The organism is Bradyrhizobium sp. SYSU BS000235 (assembly GCF_049747295.1).
Classification (GTDB): Bacteria; Pseudomonadota; Alphaproteobacteria; order Rhizobiales; family Xanthobacteraceae; genus Afipia.
Genome location: NZ_JBMHJM010000001.1, coordinates 1006879 through 1031586, shown reverse-complemented (window position 1 = coordinate 1031586; position 24708 = coordinate 1006879). Strand labels below are relative to the sequence as shown.

Here is a 24708-nt window from a genome sequence, read left to right as displayed (position 1 = left end):
TAGCAAATGTTAGAATCAAAAGGACCACTAGCAACTATAAGATTCTAGTGGAGTTCTGGATTTGACATTCGCTTCCAGAGCTTGCTGCAAGGCAGGTAGCGAATGTCAAATCCACTCCACTAGTCGGCTGGAACGGGCATTTGATCCGGAAGCTTATTGCCCTTTCACCGAAGACTTCGCTACGCTGGTCCGCGTCCCTTCAGATGAAGGGCGCTTATTTCCGGAGTTTCCATGCCCTCCACCATCAACCGCGGTTACAAGAAACTTCTCGATGAGGCGAATGCGCAGATCGAGACCATCAATGCAGCGGAGGCCGTCGAGAAATTCCCGAACGGCGGCGTCGGTCTTAGCGATGTTGTAATCGTGGACTTGCGCGACCCGCGCGAGATCGAGCGCGAGGGGCGCATTCCCGGCTCGTTTCACTGCCCGCGCGGGATGCTGGAATTCTGGATCGACCCCGAGAGTCCCTACGCCAAGCCGATCTTCCAGGAGGACAAGAAGTTCATATTTCAATGCGCTTCCGGTTGGCGCTCCGCGCTGGCTGCCAAGGCCGCGCAGGATATGGGCTTGACGCCGGTGGCGCATCTCGGCGGCGGCTTCACCGCGTGGCGCGAAGCCGGCGGTGCTGTTGAAAAGGTTGAGCCGCGCAAGAAGGACTAACCAATGACTGATGACCCTCTCGTGAGCACCGCGTGGCTTCACGACCACCTCGGTGACCCGGACCTGCGCCTGCTCGATGCCTCATACCGCATGCCGGCGATGCGGCCCCCCACCGCGGCGGAGGAATACGCGCAGCGGCACATTCACGGCGCGGTGTTTTTCGATGTCGACGCGATCGCGGATCACGGCAGCTCTTTGCCGCACATGCTGCCGACGCCCTTGCAGTTTGCACGCGATGTCGGTGCGCTCGGCATCGAGAATGATCATCTCGTCGTGATTTACGATCGCGGCGACTACATGGGCGCGCCGCGGGCATGGTGGATGTTCCGTGTCTTCAATCATCTGCGCGTCAAGGTTTTGGACGGTGGCCTGAAGAAGTGGATCGCTGACGGTTATGCCGTCGATGCCGAGCCGGCCACACCGCATTTGACCGCCTACCATTCCCATCTGAACGAAAACCGCGTGCGCTCTCGCGCACAGGTGCTGGCGAATATCAGCACCTCAATGGAGCAGGTGGTTGATGCACGCGCGAAAGAGCGCTTCGCGGGCACAGCGGCGGAGCCCTGGCCGGGGCGTCGTTCGGGTCATATTCCGGGCAGTCTCAACGTGCCGTTCACGGATTTGATCAATCCGGATGCGACCATGAAATCGTCTGAGCAGTTGGAAGCGATCTTTGGCGGGGCAAAGGTTGATCTGCAGCGGCCGATTGTGACGTCATGCGGCTCCGGCGTAACGGCGGGAACGATCTCGTTGGCGCTGGCGCGCCTGGGGATCGACACCGCGCTTTATGATGGATCCTGGGCGGAGTGGGGGTTGCCCGACGGGCCGGTGGTCGCCACCGGGCCGGCCTAGTTCATTGGTGCGGGGTCGTCTGGACGACCTGAGACGGTTGTGCCGGAATGCCGAACAGCGCAGTAAAAGGATCCACTGCAACGAATTTTTGCTGGGCAATCCGGGCGGCCTCTGCACGGGCAATGGCACGGGCGCGTGCTGCAGCGCGCCGGCGTTGAGCTACAGCGTAAATGCTAGACCGGGTCTTTTTCCTGGCCACAGTCTTCGACTTGGTTGCATGGACCTTGACCGTCTTGAGCTTGATTTCATGACCGTTGACCTCAGCTGTAATCGCGGCGGTGACGATCACGTCGGGTATATCGATTTCAGGTGACTTGTTTTCGGATACCTGGGGCTCGGGTGCTTTGACTTCGGCAACCTTTGTGCTCGTCGCTTCAGCTCCGTCAGATTTGGTTTCAACAGCCTTCGTTGGATCTGCCTGAGCCTCAGAAGCAGCGGGGGCAGAATTCGTCGAGCCGGAGTCTGTCGGATCCGTAGCCCCGTTTTCCTGTTTTTCAATTGTGGGCGTCGGCGCGGCTGCGACCGCGGTCGGAGCAGGCACATCCGGGGGGACTGGAACAGGCTGGCTGCCGCTATCGGCGCTCTTTTCGGCGGAAGCTGGTGTCTCCTCAAGCTGAGGGGGAGGCTGCGTCGTCACATTCGGCTTAGCCGAGACATCCTGGGCTTTCGCGACATCCTGGGCTTTAAGGTCTGCGTCTAACGAGCCCGGTGCGGGAGCCGGACTTTCTTCAGTCACGTCCGGCTGAATCGCTTCCGGCGTCTCTATCCGCAGCATAGCCAGCGTCGGCGTCGTCGTCTCGACCGGAGCGGAGGGGAACTGGGGTTGCGCTACGCGCCACGACGGCAGGGTGGCAAATTCTTCATGAGACGCGCGCAGCAGCGCTGCGGCGCTGAGGCCGAAGATCAGAACCGAAGCCGACAGGATGACCGTAACGAAGATAAATCGGATTCCGGGGAGCATGTCTTCGTGTCCTGCCTAGTGGTCCGATTCTAACATTCGCATCCCGTCTCGGCAGGTACTTCCTGCGAATGTTAGAATCGGAGGACCACTAGCAATTATAAGTTTCTAGTGGAGTTTTGGATTTGACATTCGCTGGACGAACTCGCTGCAGGTGAGGTGCGAATGTCAAATCCACTCCACTAGCCGAGCGAATCAGCCGAGGTCATCGGGCCATAACGAACGCTTACAAACGCGAACACTTTGTCACGCGACACAAAAGCTCTACCGGCACAGAATCATGTGCCGCGAATCGGAACAGGCGAGAGAATAGCGCAATCGTGATTGGCTGCTGCTGAAAACTTCGCCGTATCAGATGCTTCGCTAGTCCTGATTCCGAAGTTCGCATCATTCCGCTGCAGCTTTGTTTGCGAATTCCGGAATCGAAGGGCGCTAGCAAGTTATTGATCTCGTGTGGCTTTGGTTTAGAAGTCCGCATTCCAGACTTGGCGCACGAATAATGCGGACTTCCGAACCGGCCGCACGAGGCGGCAGATTTGTCACGGCTTGCGGAAACTCGCGAAAAAGTCAGTGTTCCCAAGGTGTTTTTTGCAAAAATGTCTTGAATGCGCCGCTATCGTGAGCGATCTGGCGTTAACGATGCGGTGGCGGGTCAGCACTAAAGTAAGGGGCATGATGTTCAATCGCCTTTCAACGGTTTCGGCGGTGGTTTTGGCGGCTTTTGCGGCCAGCGTCGCCGGGTCACATGTGGCCGTGGCGCAGTCTTATCCGCCGCCTCCGGGCTATTCCGAGCCGGTTCGGCCGGCGCCTTATGGGCTTCCCGACGCCGGTGGCCGCGGCGCGCCCGATTTTGACCGTCTCAATGACGACGATGCGCGGGGCCAGGGTTCAGCGGCGCTTTCGCCACCGGGCTATCAGCAGCCGGGCCCACCGCAACAGGCCTATCAGCAGCGCTCGCTTCCGCCACAGGACAATATGGCGCTCGGCCCGGTGATGTCGCCGGATGATCCGCGCTATGGCCGCCCGATGGCGCCGCCGCAGCAGACCTATTCCGACCGCGGGCCGGCTCCGATCTACACGGAAGAGCGCGCGCCGCAGGGCAACAACTACAGCGACCAGGACCGGGGCATGCGTCCGCCGGGTGCGATCGATGGCCGTTCGGCTGCCATGCCACCTCAGGGTGGTCAGCCGGCGACGCTGTCCGCGCTGCCGCCTGACGATCAGCCGGAGACCGGGCCACGCCAGGAACTCGAGCCACGCCTGCGCCGGCAGGAGGTTTCCTTCCAGACCAAGGAGCCACCGGGCACGATTATCGTCGATACGCCGAATACGCTGCTCTACTACGTGTTGGGTGGCGGTCGTGCGATCCGCTACGGCGTCCGTGTCGGCCGCGACGGATTCACCTGGACCGGCGTGCAGAAGATCACCCGCAAGGCCGAGTGGCCGGACTGGCATCCGCCTGCGGAAATGATTGAGCGCCAGCCTTATCTGCCGCGCTTCATGGCCGGCGGTGACGGCAACCCGCTCGGCGCGCGCGCGATGTATCTGGGCAATACGGTTTACCGCATCCACGGCACCAATCAGCCGTCGACCATCGGCAAGTTCGTGTCGTCGGGCTGCATCGGCATGCTCAACGAAGACGTCACCGACCTGTTCGACCGCGTGAAGGTGGGAACGCGCGTGGTGGTGCTTCCGGGTGGCAAGCCGCCGGAAGTGACGGCTTCGGCGCAGCCCGCGGCAGCCCCGTCGCCAATGGCGAATGCCGAGGGTGCGGTCGGACGTGCACCGGTTGGAGTCCCTAACCAGGGGCCGACGGTTGTGCCGCCGCTGCCTGCACCGGTCACGGTGCGCTAAACGCTCTTTCGTTCTGAATGTGAAAAGGCCGGGCTTGCCCGGCCTTTTTGTTATGTCTTTTGTTTGCCTCGCGCCGGCGTCAGCCCATCACGCGTACAGGTTTGCCGTCGAGCCATCCCGCAATATCTTCGACCATGTCGCGGTAGTAGTGGCGATAGTTCTCTTCGGTCACGTAGCCCAGGTGCGGGGTCAGCACCACGTTATCGAGCTTGCGCAGCGGATGATCCACCGGCAGTGGCTCTTGCGAAAATGTATCGAGCCCCGCGCCGGCAATCTTCTTATTCTGCAGTGCTTTCAGCAACGCGTCTTCATCGACGATCGGTCCGCGAGCGGTGTTGATCAGGTACGATGTCGGTTTCATCCGTGCGAGGTCGTCAGCCGTGATCAGTCCACGCGAACGTTTGCTGAGGATCACATGGATGGTGATGACGTCGGCTTTGGCGAACAATTCTTCCTTGGTGGCATAGGTCACGCCCGCGGCCGCGCAGGCTTCCGGCGTGAGGTTGGTACTCCAGGCCATGACATTCATTCCGAGCGCCTTGGCAATCGTTGCGACCTTGGTGCCGAGCTTTCCGAGGCCGACGATCCCAAGAGTCCGGCCTTCCACATCTTCGCCGACGGTGACCTGCCACGGTTCGCCGGCATGCATGCGGGCGTTCTCGAAACCAATTTTGCGGGTGAGGTCCAGCATCAGGCCGATGGTCAGCCCGGCGGTCGGGTTGCCGGTCGTCCCTGTGCCGCAGACCACGATGCCGCGTTCCTTGGCCGTCTCCATGTCGAAGGCGGCATTGCGCATGCCCGACGTCAACAGCAGTTTGAGGTTTGGCAGCGCGTTCAGGACGTCGCGTCCGAAACCGGTGCGTTCACGCATCGCGCAGACGATTTGAAAGTCCTGTAACGCGCGGACAGCCTCCTCGGACGAGGCGAACGGCTTGTCGAACACGGTGATATCGACCTTGTCCTTGAGCGGCGACCAATCGGCCAGCTTCAAGGCAACGTTCTGATAATCGTCAAGAATCGCGCAGCGATGTTTCATGCGTCCTCAAATCTACAAGTCTTGCTGAAAAGGCAGGCTGAAAGGGCTGCCCGTAGACGACATGGTCGCGCGCCATCGCTCTCCGCGCAAGCACCGTGAACGCGTGACTGTCCTATACCAATCAGGGATTGACGTTCGTTCCATGCTTCGCGCGCCAAGCCGGTCCAGGACCGCGCATGTAATGTTGTTCGGGATGGTAGGGGTTGAATGCCGCCCGCAGGAACTCGCGCCAAAAACCGGCAATTGCGGCCAATGCTCCCGCGGTGGCTGAGAGCTGTGCCGGGCCTTTTGCGATCGATGTGCTATGTGCCGTCATGGCAAGTCTCGGCGATCTTCTGATGCCAATGTTGCAATATTCGTCGCCGCGCGAACGCTGCGGGTTCACGCCCGGAATATTACGGAACAGCCATTAAAAAGCGGTTTTCCGCCTTGGGGGCCGGGGAAATCCTCGTCGACAACCTTTCCAAAATCCTACCAAAGGTTGCCCTTTGCGGTTCCCGCCGCTACATCAGGAGCAGCAAAACTCCCTCGCATTACCGTCTCAAGGATCACGATGGCTCGCCAGTTCGTCTACTTCATGCAGGGCCTGACCAAGGCCTATCCCACCCGCAAAGTGCTCGATAACGTCCACCTCTCGTTCTATCCGGACGCGAAGATCGGCGTGCTCGGTGTCAATGGTGCGGGTAAGTCCACGCTGCTCAAGATCATGGCGGGCATCGACAAGGACTATACCGGTGAAGCCTGGGTCGCCGACGGCGCGCGCGTCGGCTACCTCGAACAGGAGCCGCATCTCGATGCGACCAAGACCGTGCGTGAAAACGTCATGGAAGGCGTCGCCAAGCAGAAGGCGATCCTCGACCGCTACAACGAACTCGCGGTGAACTATTCCGAAGAAACCGCCGACGAGATGACTAAGCTGCAGGACGAGATCGAGGCCCAGGGCCTGTGGGATCTCGACAGCAAGGTCGACCAGGCGATGGATGCGCTGCGCTGTCCGCCGGACGACGCCGATGTTACCAAGCTGTCCGGTGGCGAGCGCCGCCGTGTGGCGCTGTGCCGCCTGTTGCTCGATCAGCCGGAACTGCTGCTGCTCGACGAACCGACCAACCACCTCGATGCGGAATCGGTGTCGTGGCTGGAAGGCCATTTGCGCAACTATCCCGGCGCGATCCTGATTGTCACCCACGATCGCTACTTCCTCGACAACGTCACCGGCTGGATCCTCGAGCTCGATCGCGGCCGCGGCATTCCTTACGAGGGCAATTACTCCTCGTGGCTTGTCCAGAAGCAGAAGCGTCTCGAGCAGGAAGGCCGCGAAGACGCGGCACACCAGAAAACCTTGGCGCGCGAACAGGAGTGGATCGCGGCCTCGCCCAAGGCCCGCCAAGCGAAGTCCAAGGCGCGCTATCAGCGCTATGAAGAACTGCTCAAGCAGGCGAGCGAGAAGCAGACGCAGACTGCGCAGATCATCATTCCGGTCGCCGAGCGCCTCGGCAACAACGTTGTGGATTTCGAATCGCTGAGCAAAGGCTTCAATGATCGTCTTCTGATCGACGACTTGACCTTCAAGTTGCCTCCTGGCGGCATCGTCGGCGTGATCGGTGCCAACGGCGCCGGCAAGACCACGCTGTTCAAGATGATCACGCAGCAGGAGAAGCCGGATTCCGGCACGATCACCGTTGGCGAGACGGTGCAGCTCGGTTACGTCGACCAGTCGCGCGATGCGCTCGACGGCAAGAAGACCGTGTGGGAAGAAATCTCCGGCGGCAACGACCTGATCCTGCTCGGCAAGAAGGAAGTGAATTCGCGCGGCTACTGCTCGGCGTTCAATTTCAAAGGCGCCGATCAGCAGAAGAAGGTTGGCGCGCTCTCAGGCGGCGAACGCAATCGCGTGCATCTTGCCAAGATGCTGAGGTCGGGTGCCAACGTGCTGCTGCTCGACGAACCGACCAACGATCTCGATGTCGATACGCTACGCGCGCTCGAAGAGGCGCTGGAAGATTTCGCGGGCTGCGCCGTTATCATCAGCCATGATCGCTGGTTCCTCGACCGCATCGCGACCCACATTCTCGCATTCGAGGGCGACAGCCACGTCGAGTGGTTCGAGGGTAATTTCCAGGACTACGAGAAGGACAAGATGCGCCGTCTCGGCCAGGATTCAGTCATCCCGCATCGCGTGAAGTACAAGAAACTCACGCGGTGACCGAGCCGCTGGACAGCAACCTCGATGCGCGGGAGCGTGCGCTCCTCGCCATCGACGTTGCCTGTGCCGGCAACAACAGCATGGGTCGGTGAATGCGGGATCGCAGCAAGGCACTGACGTCCGGAGACATCGCAGCGGCTCCACCGAGACCCATCGCCGCGAGTGAAAGCACCCTCAGCCCCGAAGAACGCGCCGCGCTTGCGATCGATGTCGCGTGGGTCGACTGGCGTTCCCAGTTCCGGCGCAAGGTGCTGGCGTCCGGCGTCCTGAAGCGCGCGTGGCGCAGCGTGTTCGAAGCTGACATGATCTTCAGCATCGTCGCGCATCGTTGGCTGACCGGACAGCTCATCACACACAAGGAACTCGCCACCTATTTTGAGCAGTTCGCGACCGAGGCAACCGTGTCGCGCCACATCAGCGATATGGAAGAGGCGGGCATGATTGTCCGCCAGACCGATCCGAGCGATCGTCGCCGCATTTTTCTGCGGCCCACCGAGCGGCTGGAAACCGTTGGTCGCGAATTCCTGCAAGCCCGCATTCGCACCATGCGTGCACAAGGTTTCGTGTGGTCCGGCGCAGGCGAAACTGACCGCAAAACTGCAATCGATCCCGCGTGAATTCACGGACCCGCGGCTATAAGAGTGGAGATCTTCTCAAAGGAGAAAGATCATGGTGCCGCATTTCATTGCCATCTCGCTGCTGATGCTGTTGCTTACACCCGGCTCGATGCTGTCCGTCTTCGACAGCCCGGCAAGAGCCCAATGCATCGTGCAATTGCCCGCGGCGCAGGTATACCTGACGCCGGAAAACGGGCGATGCATTCGCTTTGAGCATAAGGCAGGCCCCATCTCCTGACAGGCCCATCTCCTGACAAGCCCATGTTCTGCTAAGTCGATGTCTTGTTAACAGGCTTTCGCATGACATCCGTAATCTGGCCATCGTTCGCCGCCTGACGTAAAAGGAGGCGAGCGTGAGCAAGGAGCGTACGGATGGCCGATTGGAGTGCGGAGCAGTACCTTAAGTTCGAGGATCAACGCACCCGGGCGGCGCGTGATTTGCTGGCACAGGTTCCTCTGCAGCAGGCGCGTCAGGCGGTCGATATTGGATGCGGTCCCGGAAACTCGACGGCATTACTGGCGGAACGCTGGCCAGGGGCGCGCATCACCGGCATCGATACGTCCGCTGACATGCTGCGGCAGGCGCGCGAGCGGCTTCCGCAGCATCAATTCATCGAAGCCAATATATCGCACTGGGCTCCCCAGCCGGGCACTGATGTGCTGTTTGCGAATGCGATTTTTCAGTGGGTCCCGGACCATCTCACGCAACTCAAGCGCCTCGTGGGCAAGTTGCCGGAGGGGGGCGTGCTCGCGGTACAGATGCCGGATAATCTGGACGAACCATCCCACGTCCTCATGCGCGAGGTGGCCCAGCTTGAGCCGTTCCGCAAGCAGCTTACCAATGCGGCGGAGGCGCGGGACGTGTTGCCGAAGCCCGGTGTCTACTATGATGCGCTCAGGCCTCTGTGCCGGAACATCGATATCTGGCACACGACCTACAATCATGTGCTCGACGATGCGCAGGCGATTGTCGAATGGGTGAAGGGAACGGGACTTCGTCCGTTCCTCGAACCGCTCGATTTCCCGGAGCGTAAGGAGTTCCTCGAAGCCTATGGCGCACGCGTCGCCGCAAGCTATCTGCCGCAGGAAGACGGCAAGATACTGCTGCGTTTTCCGCGATTTTTCCTTGTTGCTGTCCGATGAATAGGCACCCTGGAGGGTGATCTTTGCGAAGCTGACATCATGATGTCGGATCGGAAAAAAGTTCTGCGGTTAAACGTCGCTGCAGCGCCGCTCGACAGAATCGGACAAGCTCCCCAATTGAGGGTGGTTCGAGTTTAGACAGCCGGAGCCTTTCTTAATGACGCTGACGCCTGATACGCCTTTGCCGCCGCACGGCAAGACGCTGCGCCCGATTCCGATGATGATCTTTGGATCGCGCTGGTTACAATTGCCGCTGTATGTCGGATTGATCGTCGCGCAGGGCGTCTATGTCGTGCTCTTTTTGAAGGAGCTATGGCACCTCATCACCCATTCATTCGACTTCTCCGAACAGCAAATCATGCTGGTGGTGCTCGGTCTGATCGACGTCGTGATGATCTCGAACCTTTTGGTGATGGTGATCGTCGGCGGTTATGAAACGTTCGTCTCGCGGCTCAACCTGCGTGGACACCCGGATGAGCCGGAATGGCTCAGCCACGTCAACGCCAGCGTGCTGAAAATCAAGCTCGCCATGGCGATCATCGGCATCTCCTCGATCCATCTGCTGCGGACCTTTATCGAGGCTGGCAACCTCGGCGGTACCGGCCGCACCACCAACTACACGGACACCGGCGTGATGTGGCAGACCATCATCCATGTGGTCTTTATCTTCTCGGCGGTGGGTATAGCCTACGTGGACCGCCTCTCGAACGGCGTAATCTTCGCGCCTGATGCGCAACGCGCGCCTAATGGACACTCACATCACGGGCATTGATGAAGTCACACATACGATCGATTGGAAATGGACGGCGCGCTTTGGGGGGCGCCGTTGCGCTCTTGATCTGTGTCATGTCTCAGGCTGCAGCTGCCGCCGATACAGGTTTCACGACATTCATCGCCTCGTTGTGGCCCGAAGCGCAGCAGGCAGGTGTCTCACGCGCAACGTTCGACGCTCAGACCCGCGGGCTTGAACCGGATTACAAGCTGCCGGACCTGTTGTTGCCCGGCCGCCCCGCGACCGGTGCGCCGGCTCAAGCAGAGTTTGTGCAAGTGCCTGCCGACTATCTGAAGGAAGCGAGCATCGCGCGCCTTGCAGCCGAAGGGCAGCGGCTCATGCAGCAGCACGCCGCGACGCTCAAGGCGATCGAGCAACGGTTCGGCGTTCCGGGGACCATTATTCTGGCGATCTGGGGACGCGAGACTGACTATGGCCGCTACACGCTGCCGTATGATGGTCTGCGTGTGCTGGCAACGCAAGCCTATGTCGGACGGCGCAAGGATCAGTATCGCAGCGAATTCATCGAGGCTTTGAAGCTGATCCAGAATGGTGATGTGACGCGCAAACAGCTGCGCGTGTCGTGGGGCGGTGCGACGGGATTAACTCAGTTTCTGCCGTCGGAGCTCCATAAGCATGGTGTCGATTTCGATGGCGACGGGCACGTCAATATCTGGACCTCGATCCCGGACGCGCTGGCTTCTGCCGCGCAGCAGTTAAAGAACAAGGGCTGGGAACCGGGAGTGCGCTGGGCCTATGAGGTGCGGGCGCCACGTACAGTCGATTGCACACAAGGCGTACCGGAAGTCACCAAGCCGATCTCGGACTGGCTGCGAGAAGGATTTGTCCCGGTGCGAGGACTGCGCCTGAGCGCAGCGGAGCAAGCGCAGAGTGCCTCGCTGCTGCAGCCGGAAGGAATTTATGGGCCGGCATTTCTCACCACGAAGAATTACTTCGTGATCAAGGAATACAATTTCTCTGATCTCTATGTGCTGTTCGTCGGTCATCTGAGCGATCGAATGACAGATCCGCAGCCGTTCGCGACGCCATGGTCCGCCTCGAAGCAACTGCGGAGTACGGATGTGGAAGCGATGCAGAAAACTCTCACGCGCCTTGGCCTGTACAGCTCGAAGCTCGACGGCAAAGCGGGCATGCAGACGCGCGCTGCGTTGGGGACTTATCAGAAGAAGGCCGGGCTCAAGGTCGACTGCTGGCCAAGTCAGGACGTTTTGCGCGCGATGAATGGTGGGCGCTAAAACGAAAACCCGGCCGTTTGACGGGCCGGGTTTGAAACTCAAATCTCACAACGCGTGTGAGATACGCTCAAGATCAATCGCAAACCTGGACGCGGCGGAAGCGCCAGGCGTAACCATCCCAGAAGCGCTCGCGAACGAGATGGCAGGCAGGCTCTTCAACATAAACCGGGGCCGGCGCGGCATAGGCCGGAGGAGCGCTGGCAATCGCTGCGCCGGCAATGGCGCCACCGAGAATGCCAAGACCAACACCCGCAGCGATCGCACCGCCACGGTCACGTGCGCTAGCCGGCACTGCAGTTGCCAGCGAACCGGCGATCATCGCAACGGCGAGGGTCGCCGAAATTGCCTTCTTCATATGTTTCATCTCCTCAGATCACGCCAGAGCCCGGCGCAAGGCGATTGGTGTTCAGGACCAACAACTGAATGCAATGCTGTTGAGGGCCCCAGCTGATTGCCCCGCGTAACGCGGAGCATCTGTATTCATCCCCAGATACCAATATACCGAAGATTCTGAGGCGTGGTCCTTAAAAAACCGCCCGGAATGGCGATTTTACCACTCCGGACGTCATAATTCTTCAAAGCGAGGCGGGATTGCCGCACATTGGATGCAAGCCCTGTGCGCTTATCCGCAGACCTGGACACGGCGAATTCTCCAGCCGTAACCATCCCAGAAGCGTTGGCGCTGCCAGTAACAGGGGGCAGCTGCGTAAGCCGGGCCACCGTAATAGCCGTAACCCGGGCCATATCCGTATCCGTATCCGCTGTTGGCGGCGATGCCGCCGATGATCGCGCCGGCAGCCAGGCCGCCGATCACACCGGCTGCGACGCGTCCGCCGCGCGCTTCTGCCGGAGCAGGCGCTGCGAGTGCGGTAACTGCGAGGGTGGCGGCCGTGGCAACCGCCAGAACGATCTTCTTCATGGCTTCACCTTTCAACATTCACGACAGACAATAACGAATATCGAAAGCGATGGTTGCAGACGCTGGTTGAACGGGAACTGAACGGTCCTGTCAGTTTTTCGCCATTATTCAGCAGAGGCCGCGCAAGCGTGGTGAAGCGTTCAAACAAAAACGGCGCCCTGCGATGTGCGAGGGCGCCGTTTTAAATGTTCGGTTCAAAACGCCGAAGACGTCGGCGCGGCAGTTTTGCGAGATGATTAGAAGAGGGACGCGTATTGCGTCAGGCCAGCCTTCTGAACCAGATGCATGGCGGTCTGCTTCTGGTTGTCGTCAAGGCGAGCGAACAGTGCAGAGGCTGCGGGCGCAAAGCGGCGAACGGCGGCTTCATTCAACTGCGGCTCGCGGGCAAGCGCGCGCAACGCGTTGGCAACTGCAGGCCAATACTTCTCCTGATCAGCTTTGAGCTTGAGCGCCGCGCGATAACGCATAATCGCGACTTCGTTCATGGCGGCCTTGAATACCGACACGCGCGCCGGCTTGGCTGTGGCTTCTGCACCCATCTCCTGGGCGGCGACTGGGGTGCACAAGGCAACAGCCAGTGCGATCGCGATCGGCAACTTTCGCATTTCTCTCACTTTGTAATGATTTGATGACGTGCGCGGGGGCGTAGGGGTCATATGTGACCAAAATGCGTTCTGTTGGGTTAATTTTCCGGAAAAAAATTCAGTTGTGCGTATTAAGGTTTCCGTAAGGAATTTTTAGCCGCAATTACAAGGGCTTCTGAGCCCGCGTAACATTCGTTGACGAAAGTTGATGTGTGAAAAACGCGAAACTATTCGCGTGAATCCATCGATCAACGCTGAAGCAACTCCGTATCCGCGATTTTGTTTCAGCGTTGAACGCTGATTATCTCGTCAAACAATTCGAGTGCACGAAGCGCAAACGCGCGCATGTTCGCGACACGATCGCTGCTGCCGGTTTCCAGCGTAATCGTTCGCGTGGCAGGGCCGGCGACGGCCATGCAGGAATGTCCCGCCGCGTCGCCGTAGCGATTGCCTGTCGGCCCTGTCGCTCCGGTTTCGCTCAGTCCCCATGTGGTGTTGAGAAGTTCGCGCGCGCGTGCCGCGAGCAATCCGGCATAAGGTTCTGTTGCGCCACGCATGCCGTCCATTTCTTCTTTGGTGATATTCACGAGGGCCGCGCGTGCGCGCGGCGTGTAGATCACACCGCCGCCGCGATAGTAAGCGGATGCGCCAGGCACCGCGAGCAGTGCCGCGGAAATCAATCCGCCGGTGGAGGATTCCGCAACGCCAACCGTCTCACCTCGTGCGATCAGCGACGCAGCAATCTTCTCTGCAAGCGGCAGCAGCTTTTCCATTTTTGTGATCCTTCGGAGATACGTCGCGATTATTCGCGGGGTCAGAGTTGTGTCTTGAACCGGGCTTCGACCTGCTCGTGCGTTTCAGGCGTCCCCATTCCCGTCTGTTCGTGAACCACTTCGCTGATGCTCGGCTGCACTGAACGCGCCACGCGCGCCTCAGGTGACCAAAGCCTTGAGCGCATCAGTGCTTTGCCGCAATGGAAATAAGCTTCACGCACGGAGACGTCCAGCACTGCGCGCGGTTGCCTGCCGAATTCGATCATCGCCTGCAGTAATTCAGGATCTGCGGAGAGTTTCGCGTCACCGCCGACGCGCAACGTCTCATCAAGGCCTGGCACGAAGAAGATCAGTTGCACATAACCCGACCCGCTCAGCATATTGCGAAAACTGTCGATGCGATTGTTGCCTTGGCGATCCGGCATCAGCAATCGGTTGGGGTCCTTGACCGAGACAAAGCCGGGATTGCCGCCGCGGGGCGAGGCATCGACGGTGCCGTCAGGACCTGAAGTGGCGAGCACGCAGAACGGCGACAGGCTGATGAAGTTGGCCGCATGACGATCGATCTTCGGCAGTGCTTTCGCAAGCACGCGCTCGCTAGGTGCAGGATAGATGGTTTTGAGATCATCAAATCCGATATCGGTCACGGTTCGCGCTCCATCACTGCGTTTGTGTTTTCACTTTAGCCACAGTGCTGATGCGGGCGAAGAGCAAACACCATATCGCCGAGCGCAAGTGGCGGAGCCTTGTCTTTAGATCGATTCCAATGTGAACGACAGACATACGCCTAGTTTGGAATAGCTTAAAACTGGCTGTTTTGCTTTTGCATCCCGCGCGCTGCTGAAATATCGATGGGTCAACGTCCTCACAGGTTTTCCAATCAATCCATGATCGTTTGTTCCTGTAACGTCCTGACCGACCACGACGTGCGTAGCGCAGTGGTTAAGGATTTGCCGCGCACCGCCGGGCAGGTCTATGGCTGCCTTGGTTGCAGCGCTCAATGCGGCCGCTGTGCGCGTACCATCAAGAAGATCATGGACGAGGCGCTTGGCCCCTGTGCGAAGGCCTGCTGCTCCGGTTGCCCGCACTCCCAACAGCATCAGGCCGAGACCCACCCGCACCACCACGCAGTGGTGCTGCCGGCCGATATCGCCGCCTGATCCTCGGGCGGAACCCTATCCCCAGCCCAGTTTAGAGCCCGAAAGACGCTTGTTCTCCGTCGTAATCTGATTTAGAACGTTTCTAAATTGGATTTCGGGACCGTAAAGAGCGGTTCCCTGCAATGGAGTGCATCATGAGAGGCGACGCGAGGGTCATCGAATATCTCAACAAGGGCCTGCGGAGCGAGTTGACGGCCATCAACCAGTATTGGCTGCATTACCGCCTGCTGGACAACTGGGGCCTCAACGAGATGTCCAAGGTGTGGCGCAAGGAGTCCATCGAAGAGATGCATCACGCCGACCGCTTCACGGATAGGATTTTGTTCCTTGACGGGTTCCCGAACATGCAGGTCCTGGATCCGCTTCGGATCGGCCAGAACGTGAAGGAAATCATCGAGTGCGATCTTGCGGCGGAACACGGCGCACGCGATCTTTATCAAGAAGCCGCGACCTACTGCCATAGCGTCAAGGACTACGTCTCACGCGATCTGTTCGAGAGCCTGATGAAGGACGAGGAAGGTCACATCGATTTCCTTGAGACCCAACTCGACCTGATCAACCGCGTCGGCCTCGAACTCTACACCCAGAAGCACATGGGTGGTTTGGAGAAAGAGGATCACTGAGGAGTCCTCAGCGGTCTCGCGTTGAAGACGTGGTCACACTGGCGAAGGAGCCGACATGTGCCGCAATATCAAAACGCTCTTCAACTTCGAGCCGCCGGCGACCGAAGATGAGATCCACGCTTCCGCGCTGCAGTTCGTGCGGAAGCTCTCCGGTTTCAACGCGCCTTCAAAGGCGAATGAAGCGGCCTTCAACCAGGCGGTCGCTGAGGTTTCAGATGCCGCGCGGCGTCTGCTGACGTCGCTTGAGACCACGGCTGCGCCGCGTGATCGCGAGATCGAAGCCGAGAAAGCGCGGGAGCGGAGCAGGGCGCGGTTCGGCTGACTGTTTCCAGTGCTGTTGCCGAAATCATCGAGGCTCGCGCAAGCGGGCCTCGTTTCGTTTGAGAGCATGATTCGTTCTTGCATCGCTCTCGACAGGTAATTGCAACCCATTTCTTGCAGGATGAATCGCATTCGCGAATCTGTTCAATGCGCTAAAGTCCGTGCCGCTAGTGCGTTCTGCACACCGGCTCACTGCCATTGCACGGAGAAATCTTCATGCCGCTGTCATCCACTATTCGTGTCGCGTTGATTGCCCTGGCGACATTCGTCGGGATCAGTTTCTCGTCGTCCGCCCATGCCGAGAGCGGAACTGTATCGCTCGTCATCTACAAGGCCGGATGGTTTATCGGCGGTTCTGGCGGCAGCGGCACGCTCACCTTCCGCGGCAGGACGTATCCGTTGTCCACGGGTGGGCTGGATTACGGCCTTGTGTTCGGCGGCTCGAAGACCGTGCTGCGCGGGCGCGTGAGCAACATCAACCGGCCTTCGGACGTTGCCGGCGTCTACGGCGCAGCCGGCGCAGGCATCGCGATCGGTAGTGGCGCGCGCGCCATTGTGCTGACCAATCAGAAGGGCGCGGTGCTGGAATTGTCCGGACGACAGACTGGACTGATGGCCAACGCAGACCTGAGCGGATTGGCGATCACGATGAAGTAGTCAGTGCGAGGCGTTTCTCCTCGAACGAGAGGCGCCTCGGCCATCGACGGTCGCGACGGTGGTTTTCTCCGTCGCGATCCTGGACAGCTTGTATTTATCCCACGCCTCGAAGCCCAGCATGCCGACGGCCATGGCGGCGACGAATACGATCAGGGGCAAGCTGAGACCGGCAAGATTGACCAGCGCCGGACCGGGGCAAAGGCCGACCAGACCCCAGCCAAGACCGAAGAGCGTTGCCCCGATGACGAGAGGCGCATCGATGTCGCGACGTGTCGGCCATAGACTCTGCACAGCGAGTATGGGCGCACCGTACCGCCGCGCGACAGCAAAGCCGATGCTTGCGATTGCCACCGCGCCGGCCATCACAAAAGCCAGTGTCGCATCCCATGCGCCGAAGACGTCAAGGAAGCCCAGCACTTTCTCCGTGTGCGTCATGCCGGAAATCAGCAGTCCTGCGCCGAAGACGAGACCGCAGACAAAACTGGCGAGAACAAGCGGCATGATCAGCCTCCGATGACATGACGCGTGATGGCGACCGTTGCGATGGCCGCCGCCATGAAAACCACAGTGGCCACCATCGAGCGCGCCGACAGCCGCGCGAGGCCGCACACGCCATGGCCGGAGGTGCAGCCACCGCCCATGCGGCTGCCGAAGCCGACAAGCAGACCCGCCATCGCGATCAGGATCAGGCTTGCGGGCATTGTCGGTACTGGCAAGGGAGAGGCGGTCACAAAGGCAGCAATCAGTGGAGCTGCGATCAATCCTGCCACGAAAGCGAGCCGCCAGTTGCGGTCGTTCGCACCGGGCGCGATGAGCCCGCCGAAAATGCCGCTGATCCCGGCGATGCGTCCGGTGAAAAGCATCAGCGCTGATGCAGCAAGCCCAATGAGTGCGCCGCCGATGAAGCCGGAGAGAGGTGTGAAGTTGTGCATGGGGCTGGACCTCTCATAGTTTCTGCGTTCCACATAATCGTGAAGCGGACGAGGTCAAGCAAAATCGCTTTCCTTCCGAGAAATCGGAACGCAACCATGGCAGCGAGCAGGTTGAAGATCGGCCAGACAATGAGTGGATTCGGATTGGCCGGGGGGCCGCGCGAACATCGCCGCCATCTTGATGGCCGGAGTGTGAAATCAGAACCTGAAAAGAAATTTTGAAAGATCTATTCCCTGATGTAGGCGGGGGATATCGAGAAGGTTTGTTTTTCCCGGGAGGTCAACAATATCCAGATGCCAATACTTATCCTTACCGCTTCCAGTATAACGCAAATTCGATAGGTGTGCCCTTATAAAGGGCAGAGGTAGCGCAAAACAAATCCTCTTGTCTGCACAGCCGAGAAGAATAAATCCGTCTTTCGCTCCTTCCAGCCACTGGTTCCAGATTTCGTGGTATCCAAACCAATATTTTCGCTTACCCTTGCCTTCGTAGCGACTTGAGAACGTGCAAACCACGCGTAATGCGCCAGAGGGGTCTTCGAAGTAGCTCCTCGTAAGTTGTCGCAATATGGTGCTTCTTTCCTTCGCAAAGACGGCTACTGCATCCCTTTTCAAAGAAGATACGTTTGATTGCGCGGTAGCCTTTGATGCTTCGCGATATACAAATGAAAATTCCGCAAACTTTAGACCAAAGTGTCTTAGGAACGCTTCTAGTTGCTCCGCTGTCCTTCGCCAACTTGCGGCGCTTATAAGTCCTTTCATATCTTCAGGAACGAAAACGAACGTTGTATTATTGTTGGTAACTGCAAGAACGCCCGACGTAAGTCTTCTAAAATCGGCTCCGCGTTTCGTTTGTGAGGACGATTCACCCAGCCAACGTCGAACTTTTGGTGAAATTACGCTCGTATCCAGCCACGCGTTTGCGCTTACATCTCCCACATTTTCCAATAATGACTCGTGCACCGCTCGAACAGCGGGCACTTCTTGCTGTTCGAGGTGACAGGCCGTTACAATCTGAAGGTAGACATATGGCTTATCTTCGAGATTGTATTTTATTTGAGTGAAGTGAGACCTTATATCATCGATAGTCCCAAAGAGAGGATTCTCTCCAAGTCCGAAGTACCAGAATGCAGGGTCTCCAATTTCCTTCGTTATATCTGCATCGACCTTTTGTATATTTTTTTCTATGTCGTCGGAGCAATGGAACGGTTCAAATCCCTCGATGTAATTGCGTTCGCTGACAACTTGCACCAGAAAGTGATTGGAATTTTCCCGCGCAGTAAAAATAGGTATGCAGAACCCATCGACTTGCCCCGTGGGGTTTATAACGCCATAGAGTTTCGCTCGGCTTACGTTCACTTTTTTAGTATGCCTTGTTCAATGTAGTAATGTCGAACGACATCGCTCAACCGCGGGATTTGGCTGGCAGGCGTGAGATTCGCTCCGTCCGTATATGGTCGGATGTGCACGTGGAGCGCTTGGAGTCTGGATTTGACGGCTTTATCTTTTAAGAATGAACTCGGTACGACGATAGCTAATAGATTGGTTCGTAATTCTACGGACTTGTCGAATATTATTTCTATTGTTGTCGATCTGTCGTCGCGTTCGTTTTTACCTCGATATGTTATTAGTTCTTGGTAGCTTTGAGCCTCAAACTCGTTTTTACCAATTTTTGTTTTTTGCGAGGGTAGCTGATCGTAGTAGTTTTTGTTGTTGCCAAAGAAGAAAGCAACAATCTTCCCGATGTTTTCATGAGAAGGTTCCAAACCAAAATCTTCTACCGACATCCGGTGGTGCGTCACGTCAGAATACTTCTCGCCCTTGAAGGCGCCGGTATCAAATGGAAAAGCGGCTATCGCATCATCTGAGATAGTTGGTTTGAAAATGAGCACTATTGGTGCATAGGCAGCCAAGCTGTTAGCCTGTGTATCACCATTTTTTCGGTAAGCTGGCCGCCCATAGAAATAATATGAAAGATCATAGTCGAAGACGTTGCATAAGCGAGGCGCGATCTGTCGATCTTTGATGATGTCTCTAAGATCGTAAGCGTCGGTTATATGCGTGAGAGGAAGAGGATCCTCCGAGGAGGCTGTTCTGCCGCTTATGAATTGCTCGAAATGGGCTTTCCCTTTTTTAATTATTTTGTGGCGCGCTTTCACGATATTCCGCTTCTCGCCGGTATCCACTTTGGATTTGGGCGCTGCTCATCATGCGATTTCGAACATATTTGATAATTAACGCTTCTGATTCTACCGAGCGCGAACTGCAACGCAAGTGCGGTTTCTATTTTCTCCCCGCCTTGTCCCAGCACATTTCGTGGGCTGGAGGATACGTCCGCTCCAGTGCCGTGACGTTCTCGAACGGCTGATTGTCCTCCACGACATCCTGCATGCAGGTGCAATATTTTCGAAGCTTGGCGGGCACCTCGTGGCTCGATTGGCGCTGATCGATGCAGGTCTTAATCCAGGCGCGATCGGCGGCGGTGGGCTTTGCTGCGAGCGCCGGGGCGGAGCAGGTTAGCAACATCAGGCCGGCGGCAAAAAAATTCGATGATGAAATCACAGTCATGAAAATCCTCAGAATCGAAGCTAACCATGGCAGCGCACAGGGCGAAGATCAGCAGATCGGAGATCAACGCGCGCCATGATCGTTCAACCCTGCCGGCCAAAATCGACCGGCCAAAAGGACAAAAAAGGCCGGGCAATGCCCGGCCTTTTGTCTGTTCAGATCGCGAGATAGTTCACAGCGCCTTGTTGCTGTCCTTCACGGCATCGGCCTCGACATAGACCTTGCCGCCCATCTTCATGAACTTCTCGCTCATCTGCGCCATGCCGTCCTCGATGGTGCCGGAGATGTTCAGGCCGACCCGATCCGGATCGTTCAGCGTCGCTGCGTAATCGCGAACGTCCTGCGTGATCTTCATCGAGCAGAACTTCGGTCCGCACATCGAGCAGAAGTGCGCAACCTTGTGGGCTTCCTTCGGCAGCGTCTCGTCGTGATAGGCCACCGCCGTATCCGGATCGAGACCGAGGTTGAACTGATCCTGCCAGCGGAAATCGAAGCGCGCGCGCGACAGTGCGTCGTCGCGTAGTTGCGCCGCCGGATGGCCCTTGGCGAGATCGGAAGCATGCGCCGCGATCTTGTAGGTGACGACGCCGACCTTGACGTCATCACGGTTCGGGAGACCAAGGTGCTCCTTCGGCGTGACGTAGCAGAGCATCGCGCAGCCGAACCAGCCGATCATGGCCGCGCCGATGCCCGAGGTGATGTGGTCATAGCCCGGAGCGATGTCGGTGGTCAGTGGTCCGAGGGTGTAGAAGGGGGCTTCGCCGCATTCCTTCAGCTGCTTGTCCATGTTGATCTTGATCTTGTGCATCGGCACGTGGCCGGGGCCTTCGATCATTACCTGGCAGCCCTTGTCCCACGCGATCTTGGTGAGCTCGCCGAGGGTTTCGAGTTCGGCAAACTGGGCGCGGTCGTTGGCGTCGGCGATCGAGCCGGGACGCAGGCCGTCACCCAGCGAGAACGATACGTCGTACTTGCGCATCAGGTCGCAGATCTCGTCGAAATGCGTGTAGAGGAAGCTCTCCTTGTGGTGCGCGAGACACCACTTCGCCATGATCGAGCCGCCGCGCGACACGATGCCGGTGACGCGGTTGGCGGTCAGCGGCACATAGGCGAGGCGGACGCCGGCGTGGATGGTGAAGTAGTCGACACCCTGCTCGCACTGTTCAATCAGCGTGTCCTTGTAGAGCTCCCAGGTCAGCTTTACCGGATCGCCTTCGCATTTTTCCAGCGCCTGGTAGATCGGCACGGTGCCGATCGGAATCGGCGCGTTGCGCAGGATCCATTCGCGGGTGGTGTGGATGTTACGGCCGGTCGACAGATCCATCACCGTGTCGGCGCCCCAGCGGATCGCCCAGACCATCTTGTCGACTTCTTCCTCGACCGACGACGTCACCGCCGAGTTGCCGATGTTGGCGTTGATCTTGGTCAGGAAGTTGCGGCCGATGATCATCGGCTCAAGTTCGGCGTGGTTGATGTTGCAGGGGATGATGGCGCGGCCGCGGGCGATTTCGCTGCGCACGAATTCCGGCGTGATGAAAGCGGGGACCGCTGCGCCGAACGATTCACCGTCGGCAAGGGCGGCTTCGGCGCGCTCGAGCTGCTTCTTGCGGCCGAGGTTCTCGCGCTCGGCGACATAGATCATCTCCTTGGTGATGATGCCGGCGCGGGCGAATTCGAGCTGGGTGATCGGCGCATCGCCGACACCGCGAAGCGGCTTGTGATGCGCCTTGAAGGCGGCGGCCGCGTGCGAGGCGCCGACATTGCCGTTGTCTTCAGGCTTGATCTGGCGGCCTTCATATTCCTCGACACCGCCACGTTCCTTGACCCATTCGATGCGGGTGCGGGCGAGACCAGCGTTGACGTCGATGATGACGTTCGGATCGGTGTAGGGACCCGAGGTGTCGTAAACCGGAAGGTTGGGTTCGCCGGCACCTTCGCTGAGAATGATCTCGCGCAGTGGCACACGAAGATCGGCAGCGGCGTCGGGCACGGAATAAATCTTGCGCGACGAGGGCAGGCCGCCGGTGGTCACTGCAGGCAATGTGGTATCGGGATTGGAGCGAATGTTCATTGGCGTCCTCCTTGTGAGTCGCTTTGTTATCAGGCTGCTTCTGAGTATTGACCAAGCCACGCACGTACGCGCGCGTCCGGATCGGCGTTCTGGGTGACGTCGCTGACGACGGCGATCGAATTTGCTCCTGCGGCGAAAATATCCGGAGCGTGTTCAAGCTTGATGCCGCCGATCGCGACCAGCGGAATATCGCCGATCGCCAATTTCCACGCCGTGATCCGCTCGATACCTTGCGGCGCAAAGCGCATGGCTTTCAATGTCGTGAAGAAGATCGGGCCGAGCGCCACATAATCCGGCTTGTGCCGAAGAGCTTTGTCGAGTTCTTCCTCGTCATGGGTCGAGAGGCCGAGGGTCAGGCCGGCACGGCGGATCGCATTGACGTCGGCATCCGCCAGATCTTCCTGTCCGAGATGGACATGCTGCGCGCCGGCCTCGATGGCCGCGCGCCAGTAATCGTTGACCACGAGCTTTGTCGCAGTCCCTTTGACCACGGTGAGCGCTTCACGAACCATGGCAAGCGCCTGGGCGTCGTCGAGGTTCTTTGCGCGCAGCTGAACGGTGCCGACGCCAAGTTTGGTCAGGCGTTCGACCCACGCAACGCTGTCGACGACAGGATAAAAACGATCAGGATACGGCATGCCAGAATGGTGTCCCAACGACAGGGGTTGAAGGAGATGCAAAATCGCGTGCGCCCATCAGGCCGGCCCCGAATCCGGCGCGTCCGGCTTCGATGGCGAGGCGGAAGGCGTGCGCCATCGTGACTGGATCGTCCGCCTTGGCGACCGCGGTGTTGAGCAGCACCGCATCGAAACCGAGTTCAAGGGCTTCGGCGGCGTGGGATGGTGCGCCAATGCCGGCGTCGACCACCAGCGTGATGTCAGGCAACCGTTGCCGCAGAAGTTTGAGCGCGTCGCGATTGGTGATGCCGCGTGCACTGCCGATCGGGGATGCCCATGGCATCACGACTTTGCACCCTGTGTCGACAAGGCGCTGCGCCACGGACAGATCTTCGGTGCAATAGGGAAACACTTCAAAGCCATCCTTGATCAGGATGCCGGCTGCTTCCACGAGTCCGACGACATCGGGCTGCAAGGTTTCGTCGTCGGCAATGACTTCAAGCTTGATCCAGGACGTGCCGAACAATTCGCGCGCCAGCTTGGCGGTCGTGACCGCTTCGCGCACGCTCTTACAGCCGGCGGTGTTCGGCAGCACCGTGACGCCGAGCTCGCGGATCAGAGACCAGAACGCGTCGCCTGTCTTGCCGCCGGCGGCTTCGCGGCGCACGGACACCGTAACAATCTCGCTTCCTGCCGCGCGGATCGAATCCTGCATGATCTTCGGCGACGGATAGAGCGCGCTGCCAATCAGGAAGCGCGAGGAGAATTCCTTGTCGTAGAATTTGACGGTCTTCAGGGCCATCATCATCCTCCCTGCCTTGGCGTGAGGATTTCGACGGCGTCATTGTCGTTAAGCGGCGTTTCCGCCCAGCGTGCGCGAGGCACCACGTCGTAATTCACCGCGACAGCCAGGTGCGTGCCCTCATATTCGAGTTCGGCCAGCAACGCGTCGACGCGCGTGGCCGTGGTCTCGCGGCGTTCGCCATTGACGATCAGGAACATTGCATCACCTCGTTATCGATGAGGCCGCGCTGCACATAGGACAGGGTCAATTCCGCGAGCGCAGGCGCCAGCAGAAAGCCGTGGCGGTAGAGGCCGTTGACGGAAATCCTTGCACCGTCGATGGCGATGCGCGGCAGATTGTCGGGAAAAGCGGGGCGAAGACCGGCTCCAAGCTCGACAATGCGGGCTTCGGCAAAGGCGGGGTGGACGGCATAGGCCGCGGTCAGCAGTTCGAGTGCGGAGCGCACGCTGACGCGATCGTCCTCGCTCTCGATCGATGTCGCGCCGATCATGAAGCGGTTGTTGTCACGCGGGATAATGTAGAGCGGCCAGCGCGGATGGAGCAGTCGTACCGGGCGCGCCAGCTGCACTTCGTCCGTCTCGACGATGATCATTTCGCCTTTGACGCCGCGAAGATCGGGAAATTTATCGCGCGCGCTCAAGCCGCGGCAGTCGATCAGAATGTTACCATCGGCGAGCGCTTTCGGATCGCAATCCGACCGAAAGCGAATTTCGCCGCCGGCCGCGGCCAGCTTCGCGTGCAGTTTCGGCAGCACGTTGCGCGGCTCGACGTGGCCTTCAGCTGCAAAGAACAGCGCTTCGCGGAAACGGCCATCGAGCGACGGCTCAAGATCGGCAATCCCGTCGGCATTAAGGCGCTCATGGTCGGTGGTCAATTTGGCGAACCGGTCGAAATCGGCCCGGTCGCGCGGATGGGCGACCACAAGCGACCCGTTGAAGGGGGTCTCCGGCAAATGTTCGCGCCACAGATCCAGCGAGCGAATACCGAGCCGGGTGATGGCGGGCTCGGAGCCCTCGCGTTCGCACCACGGCGCCAGCATGCCACCGGCGACATGGCTCGTGGCCTTCGTCATCGCGACATCATCGCGCTCGTGGACGGTGACGCTGTAGCCGGCGCGCGCGAACAGCAACGCGTGCCAACTGCCCGCGATTCCGGCACCAATAACATTGACTGAAGACCCCCGTTGCGGGGAAGACGATTCCTGAAACATCCCTGTCCCTTCGCCGGCATGACCCGGATCAGGTTCAAAGGGTCACCGCGCCATCGCGGTATCTCAGCTCCCTGCCGGAGCTCCCCTCGGAACAGCCTCTATGTTAAGCGTAGGTGA

The 24708-nt window shown here is 59.0% G+C and carries 31 protein-coding genes and 1 riboswitch; of the genes, 13 read left to right on the top strand and 18 right to left on the bottom strand.

The features are described from left to right. The first annotated feature begins 231 nt into the window (after positions 1 to 231). Positions 232 to 660 (top strand): rhodanese-like domain-containing protein, encoded by a 429-nt coding sequence (locus tag ACP0KA_RS04780; protein ID WP_424627695.1) that lies wholly within the window; start codon positions 232 to 234, stop codon positions 658 to 660. Positions 661 to 663: 3 nt separating this feature from the next. Beyond that, entirely contained in the window at positions 664 to 1512 is an 849-nt protein-coding gene (gene sseA / locus ACP0KA_RS04775) for a 3-mercaptopyruvate sulfurtransferase (RefSeq protein WP_424627694.1), read from the top strand. 1 nt (position 1513) lies between these two features. Here sseA and ACP0KA_RS04770 read toward each other — a convergent pair whose 3' ends face one another. Further along, positions 1514 to 2473 carry a hypothetical protein gene (locus ACP0KA_RS04770; protein WP_424627693.1) on the bottom strand — a complete coding sequence of 320 codons (960 nt, stop codon included), beginning with the start codon at positions 2471 to 2473 and terminating at the stop codon, positions 1514 to 1516. 672 nt (positions 2474 to 3145) lie between these two features. Between ACP0KA_RS04770 and ACP0KA_RS04765 the strand changes: the two genes are divergently transcribed. Further along, positions 3146 to 4324 carry a L,D-transpeptidase family protein gene (locus ACP0KA_RS04765; RefSeq protein ID WP_424631484.1) on the top strand — a complete coding sequence of 393 codons (1179 nt, stop codon included), beginning with the start codon at positions 3146 to 3148 and terminating at the stop codon, positions 4322 to 4324. Between the two features lie 79 nt (positions 4325 to 4403). On the opposite strand, the gene ACP0KA_RS04760 is transcribed toward ACP0KA_RS04765, so the two are convergent. After that, positions 4404 to 5360, bottom strand: a complete 957-nt coding sequence (locus ACP0KA_RS04760) for a D-2-hydroxyacid dehydrogenase family protein (RefSeq protein ID WP_424627692.1) — start codon at positions 5358 to 5360, stop codon at positions 4404 to 4406. A gap of 121 nt (positions 5361 to 5481) precedes the next feature. Further along, the gene (locus ACP0KA_RS04755) at positions 5482 to 5676 is read right to left on the bottom strand and encodes a hypothetical protein (protein ID WP_424627691.1); all 195 of its coding nucleotides are present in this window, start codon (positions 5674 to 5676) and stop codon (positions 5482 to 5484) included. 237 nt (positions 5677 to 5913) lie between these two features. On the opposite strand from ACP0KA_RS04755, the gene ettA reads away from it, so the two are divergent. The 6 genes from ettA to ACP0KA_RS04725 all read left to right on the top strand — a co-directional run bounded on the left by ettA (position 5914) and on the right by ACP0KA_RS04725 (position 11351). Beyond that, entirely contained in the window at positions 5914 to 7563 is a 1650-nt protein-coding gene (gene ettA / locus ACP0KA_RS04750; protein WP_424627690.1) for an energy-dependent translational throttle protein EttA, read from the top strand. A gap of 92 nt (positions 7564 to 7655) precedes the next feature. After that, positions 7656 to 8180, top strand: coding sequence for a MarR family transcriptional regulator (locus ACP0KA_RS04745; RefSeq protein ID WP_424627689.1), 525 nt, complete (start codon positions 7656 to 7658; stop codon positions 8178 to 8180). A gap of 52 nt (positions 8181 to 8232) precedes the next feature. After that, a complete protein-coding gene (locus tag ACP0KA_RS04740; protein WP_424627688.1) occupies positions 8233 to 8418 on the top strand; it encodes a hypothetical protein in 186 nt (61 codons plus the stop codon). 134 nt (positions 8419 to 8552) lie between these two features. Further along, complete coding sequence (gene tam / locus ACP0KA_RS04735) at positions 8553 to 9323, top strand: trans-aconitate 2-methyltransferase (RefSeq protein ID WP_424627687.1); 771 nt, start codon at positions 8553 to 8555, stop codon at positions 9321 to 9323. A gap of 157 nt (positions 9324 to 9480) precedes the next feature. Next, on the top strand, positions 9481 to 10095 hold the full coding sequence (locus ACP0KA_RS04730; RefSeq protein ID WP_424627686.1) for a TIGR00645 family protein: 615 nt from the start codon (positions 9481 to 9483) through the stop codon (positions 10093 to 10095). Positions 10096 to 10169: 74 nt separating this feature from the next. Continuing rightward, positions 10170 to 11351, top strand: a complete 1182-nt coding sequence (locus ACP0KA_RS04725) for a lytic murein transglycosylase (protein WP_424627685.1) — start codon at positions 10170 to 10172, stop codon at positions 11349 to 11351. A gap of 73 nt (positions 11352 to 11424) precedes the next feature. On the opposite strand, the gene ACP0KA_RS04720 is transcribed toward ACP0KA_RS04725, so the two are convergent. From ACP0KA_RS04720 to ACP0KA_RS04700, 5 genes are all read right to left on the bottom strand, one after another. After that, positions 11425 to 11706: a hypothetical protein gene (locus tag ACP0KA_RS04720; RefSeq protein WP_424627684.1), complete on the bottom strand. Its 282-nt coding sequence runs from the start codon at positions 11704 to 11706 to the stop codon at positions 11425 to 11427. Positions 11707 to 11973: 267 nt separating this feature from the next. Then, complete coding sequence (locus ACP0KA_RS04715; RefSeq protein WP_424627683.1) at positions 11974 to 12270, bottom strand: hypothetical protein; 297 nt, start codon at positions 12268 to 12270, stop codon at positions 11974 to 11976. Positions 12271 to 12506: 236 nt separating this feature from the next. Further along, positions 12507 to 12875, bottom strand: coding sequence for a hypothetical protein (locus ACP0KA_RS04710; RefSeq protein ID WP_424627682.1), 369 nt, complete (start codon positions 12873 to 12875; stop codon positions 12507 to 12509). A gap of 263 nt (positions 12876 to 13138) precedes the next feature. Next, a complete protein-coding gene (locus tag ACP0KA_RS04705) occupies positions 13139 to 13627 on the bottom strand; it encodes a CinA family protein (RefSeq protein ID WP_424627681.1) in 489 nt (162 codons plus the stop codon). A gap of 41 nt (positions 13628 to 13668) precedes the next feature. Next, positions 13669 to 14274, bottom strand: coding sequence for an MSMEG_1061 family FMN-dependent PPOX-type flavoprotein (locus tag ACP0KA_RS04700; protein ID WP_424627680.1), 606 nt, complete (start codon positions 14272 to 14274; stop codon positions 13669 to 13671). A 240-nt stretch (positions 14275 to 14514) separates the two neighbouring features. Here ACP0KA_RS04700 and ACP0KA_RS04695 point away from each other — a divergent pair, with 240 nt between their 5' ends. The 4 genes from ACP0KA_RS04695 to ACP0KA_RS04680 all read left to right on the top strand — a co-directional run bounded on the left by ACP0KA_RS04695 (position 14515) and on the right by ACP0KA_RS04680 (position 16388). Continuing rightward, entirely contained in the window at positions 14515 to 14787 is a 273-nt protein-coding gene (locus ACP0KA_RS04695) for a (2Fe-2S)-binding protein (protein WP_424631483.1), read from the top strand. Between the two features lie 134 nt (positions 14788 to 14921). Then, positions 14922 to 15410, top strand: a complete 489-nt coding sequence (bfr, locus tag ACP0KA_RS04690; RefSeq protein WP_424627679.1) for a bacterioferritin — start codon at positions 14922 to 14924, stop codon at positions 15408 to 15410. Positions 15411 to 15465: 55 nt separating this feature from the next. Next, on the top strand, positions 15466 to 15732 hold the full coding sequence (locus ACP0KA_RS04685; protein ID WP_424627678.1) for a DUF2277 domain-containing protein: 267 nt from the start codon (positions 15466 to 15468) through the stop codon (positions 15730 to 15732). A gap of 215 nt (positions 15733 to 15947) precedes the next feature. Further along, a complete protein-coding gene (locus ACP0KA_RS04680) occupies positions 15948 to 16388 on the top strand; it encodes a hypothetical protein (protein ID WP_424627677.1) in 441 nt (146 codons plus the stop codon). Here the strand turns inward: ACP0KA_RS04680 and ACP0KA_RS04675 are convergent, their stop codons facing one another. The 10 genes from ACP0KA_RS04675 to ACP0KA_RS04630 form a co-directional block, all read right to left on the bottom strand. Beyond that, on the bottom strand, positions 16389 to 16889 hold the full coding sequence (locus tag ACP0KA_RS04675) for a DUF6691 family protein (RefSeq protein ID WP_424627676.1): 501 nt from the start codon (positions 16887 to 16889) through the stop codon (positions 16389 to 16391). A 2-nt stretch (positions 16890 to 16891) separates the two neighbouring features. Continuing rightward, positions 16892 to 17320, bottom strand: a complete 429-nt coding sequence (locus tag ACP0KA_RS04670; protein WP_424627675.1) for a YeeE/YedE family protein — start codon at positions 17318 to 17320, stop codon at positions 16892 to 16894. 198 nt (positions 17321 to 17518) lie between these two features. Further along, the gene (locus tag ACP0KA_RS04665; protein WP_424627674.1) at positions 17519 to 18679 is read right to left on the bottom strand and encodes a hypothetical protein; all 1161 of its coding nucleotides are present in this window, start codon (positions 18677 to 18679) and stop codon (positions 17519 to 17521) included. Then, on the bottom strand, positions 18676 to 19479 hold the full coding sequence (locus tag ACP0KA_RS04660) for a hypothetical protein (RefSeq protein ID WP_424627673.1): 804 nt from the start codon (positions 19477 to 19479) through the stop codon (positions 18676 to 18678). Before ACP0KA_RS04660 ends, ACP0KA_RS04665 begins: the two co-directional genes overlap by 4 nt. A gap of 124 nt (positions 19480 to 19603) precedes the next feature. Continuing rightward, positions 19604 to 19888: a hypothetical protein gene (locus ACP0KA_RS04655; RefSeq protein ID WP_424627672.1), complete on the bottom strand. Its 285-nt coding sequence runs from the start codon at positions 19886 to 19888 to the stop codon at positions 19604 to 19606. Between the two features lie 172 nt (positions 19889 to 20060). Then, positions 20061 to 21959 carry a phosphomethylpyrimidine synthase ThiC gene (gene thiC, locus ACP0KA_RS04650; protein ID WP_424627671.1) on the bottom strand — a complete coding sequence of 633 codons (1899 nt, stop codon included), beginning with the start codon at positions 21957 to 21959 and terminating at the stop codon, positions 20061 to 20063. Between the two features lie 29 nt (positions 21960 to 21988). Further along, entirely contained in the window at positions 21989 to 22597 is a 609-nt protein-coding gene (locus ACP0KA_RS04645) for a thiamine phosphate synthase (protein ID WP_424627670.1), read from the bottom strand. Beyond that, on the bottom strand, positions 22584 to 23378 hold the full coding sequence (locus ACP0KA_RS04640) for a thiazole synthase (protein ID WP_424627669.1): 795 nt from the start codon (positions 23376 to 23378) through the stop codon (positions 22584 to 22586). The genes ACP0KA_RS04645 and ACP0KA_RS04640 overlap by 14 nt, the downstream gene beginning before the upstream one ends. A 2-nt stretch (positions 23379 to 23380) precedes the next feature. Then, on the bottom strand, positions 23381 to 23578 hold the full coding sequence (thiS, locus tag ACP0KA_RS04635) for a sulfur carrier protein ThiS (protein WP_424627668.1): 198 nt from the start codon (positions 23576 to 23578) through the stop codon (positions 23381 to 23383). Next, positions 23569 to 24591 carry an FAD-dependent oxidoreductase gene (locus ACP0KA_RS04630; RefSeq protein ID WP_424627667.1) on the bottom strand — a complete coding sequence of 341 codons (1023 nt, stop codon included), beginning with the start codon at positions 24589 to 24591 and terminating at the stop codon, positions 23569 to 23571. Before ACP0KA_RS04630 ends, thiS begins: the two co-directional genes overlap by 10 nt. Next, positions 24579 to 24688, bottom strand: a riboswitch (TPP riboswitch). Its footprint overlaps the gene before it by 13 nt. Between the last annotated feature and the right edge of the window lie 20 nt (positions 24689 to 24708).

Excerpts from the sequence above, each read along its gene's own strand:
- ACP0KA_RS04780 (WP_424627695.1), top strand. The coding sequence starts at position 232 with ATGCCCTCCACCATCAACCGCGGTTACAAGAAACTTCTCGATGAGGCG.
- sseA (WP_424627694.1), top strand. The coding sequence starts at position 664 with ATGACTGATGACCCTCTCGTGAGCACCGCGTGGCTTCACGACCACCTC.
- ACP0KA_RS04770 (WP_424627693.1), bottom strand. The coding sequence starts at position 2,473 with ATGCTCCCCGGAATCCGATTTATCTTCGTTACGGTCATCCTGTCGGCT.
- ACP0KA_RS04765 (WP_424631484.1), top strand. The coding sequence starts at position 3,146 with ATGTTCAATCGCCTTTCAACGGTTTCGGCGGTGGTTTTGGCGGCTTTT.
- ACP0KA_RS04760 (WP_424627692.1), bottom strand. The coding sequence starts at position 5,360 with ATGAAACATCGCTGCGCGATTCTTGACGATTATCAGAACGTTGCCTTG.
- ACP0KA_RS04755 (WP_424627691.1), bottom strand. The coding sequence starts at position 5,676 with ATGACGGCACATAGCACATCGATCGCAAAAGGCCCGGCACAGCTCTCA.
- ettA (WP_424627690.1), top strand. The coding sequence starts at position 5,914 with ATGGCTCGCCAGTTCGTCTACTTCATGCAGGGCCTGACCAAGGCCTAT.
- ACP0KA_RS04745 (WP_424627689.1), top strand. The coding sequence starts at position 7,656 with ATGCGGGATCGCAGCAAGGCACTGACGTCCGGAGACATCGCAGCGGCT.
- ACP0KA_RS04740 (WP_424627688.1), top strand. The coding sequence starts at position 8,233 with ATGGTGCCGCATTTCATTGCCATCTCGCTGCTGATGCTGTTGCTTACA.
- tam (WP_424627687.1), top strand. The coding sequence starts at position 8,553 with ATGGCCGATTGGAGTGCGGAGCAGTACCTTAAGTTCGAGGATCAACGC.
- ACP0KA_RS04730 (WP_424627686.1), top strand. The coding sequence starts at position 9,481 with ATGACGCTGACGCCTGATACGCCTTTGCCGCCGCACGGCAAGACGCTG.
- ACP0KA_RS04725 (WP_424627685.1), top strand. The coding sequence starts at position 10,170 with ATGTCTCAGGCTGCAGCTGCCGCCGATACAGGTTTCACGACATTCATC.
- ACP0KA_RS04720 (WP_424627684.1), bottom strand. The coding sequence starts at position 11,706 with ATGAAGAAGGCAATTTCGGCGACCCTCGCCGTTGCGATGATCGCCGGT.
- ACP0KA_RS04715 (WP_424627683.1), bottom strand. The coding sequence starts at position 12,270 with ATGAAGAAGATCGTTCTGGCGGTTGCCACGGCCGCCACCCTCGCAGTT.
- ACP0KA_RS04710 (WP_424627682.1), bottom strand. The coding sequence starts at position 12,875 with ATGCGAAAGTTGCCGATCGCGATCGCACTGGCTGTTGCCTTGTGCACC.
- ACP0KA_RS04705 (WP_424627681.1), bottom strand. The coding sequence starts at position 13,627 with ATGGAAAAGCTGCTGCCGCTTGCAGAGAAGATTGCTGCGTCGCTGATC.
- ACP0KA_RS04695 (WP_424631483.1), top strand. The coding sequence starts at position 14,515 with ATGATCGTTTGTTCCTGTAACGTCCTGACCGACCACGACGTGCGTAGC.
- bfr (WP_424627679.1), top strand. The coding sequence starts at position 14,922 with ATGAGAGGCGACGCGAGGGTCATCGAATATCTCAACAAGGGCCTGCGG.
- ACP0KA_RS04685 (WP_424627678.1), top strand. The coding sequence starts at position 15,466 with ATGTGCCGCAATATCAAAACGCTCTTCAACTTCGAGCCGCCGGCGACC.
- ACP0KA_RS04680 (WP_424627677.1), top strand. The coding sequence starts at position 15,948 with ATGCCGCTGTCATCCACTATTCGTGTCGCGTTGATTGCCCTGGCGACA.
- ACP0KA_RS04675 (WP_424627676.1), bottom strand. The coding sequence starts at position 16,889 with ATGCCGCTTGTTCTCGCCAGTTTTGTCTGCGGTCTCGTCTTCGGCGCA.
- ACP0KA_RS04670 (WP_424627675.1), bottom strand. The coding sequence starts at position 17,320 with ATGCACAACTTCACACCTCTCTCCGGCTTCATCGGCGGCGCACTCATT.
- ACP0KA_RS04655 (WP_424627672.1), bottom strand. The coding sequence starts at position 19,888 with ATGACTGTGATTTCATCATCGAATTTTTTTGCCGCCGGCCTGATGTTG.
- thiC (WP_424627671.1), bottom strand. The coding sequence starts at position 21,959 with ATGAACATTCGCTCCAATCCCGATACCACATTGCCTGCAGTGACCACC.
- ACP0KA_RS04645 (WP_424627670.1), bottom strand. The coding sequence starts at position 22,597 with ATGCCGTATCCTGATCGTTTTTATCCTGTCGTCGACAGCGTTGCGTGG.
- ACP0KA_RS04640 (WP_424627669.1), bottom strand. The coding sequence starts at position 23,378 with ATGGCCCTGAAGACCGTCAAATTCTACGACAAGGAATTCTCCTCGCGC.
- thiS (WP_424627668.1), bottom strand. The coding sequence starts at position 23,578 with ATGTTCCTGATCGTCAATGGCGAACGCCGCGAGACCACGGCCACGCGC.
- ACP0KA_RS04630 (WP_424627667.1), bottom strand. The coding sequence starts at position 24,591 with ATGTTTCAGGAATCGTCTTCCCCGCAACGGGGGTCTTCAGTCAATGTT.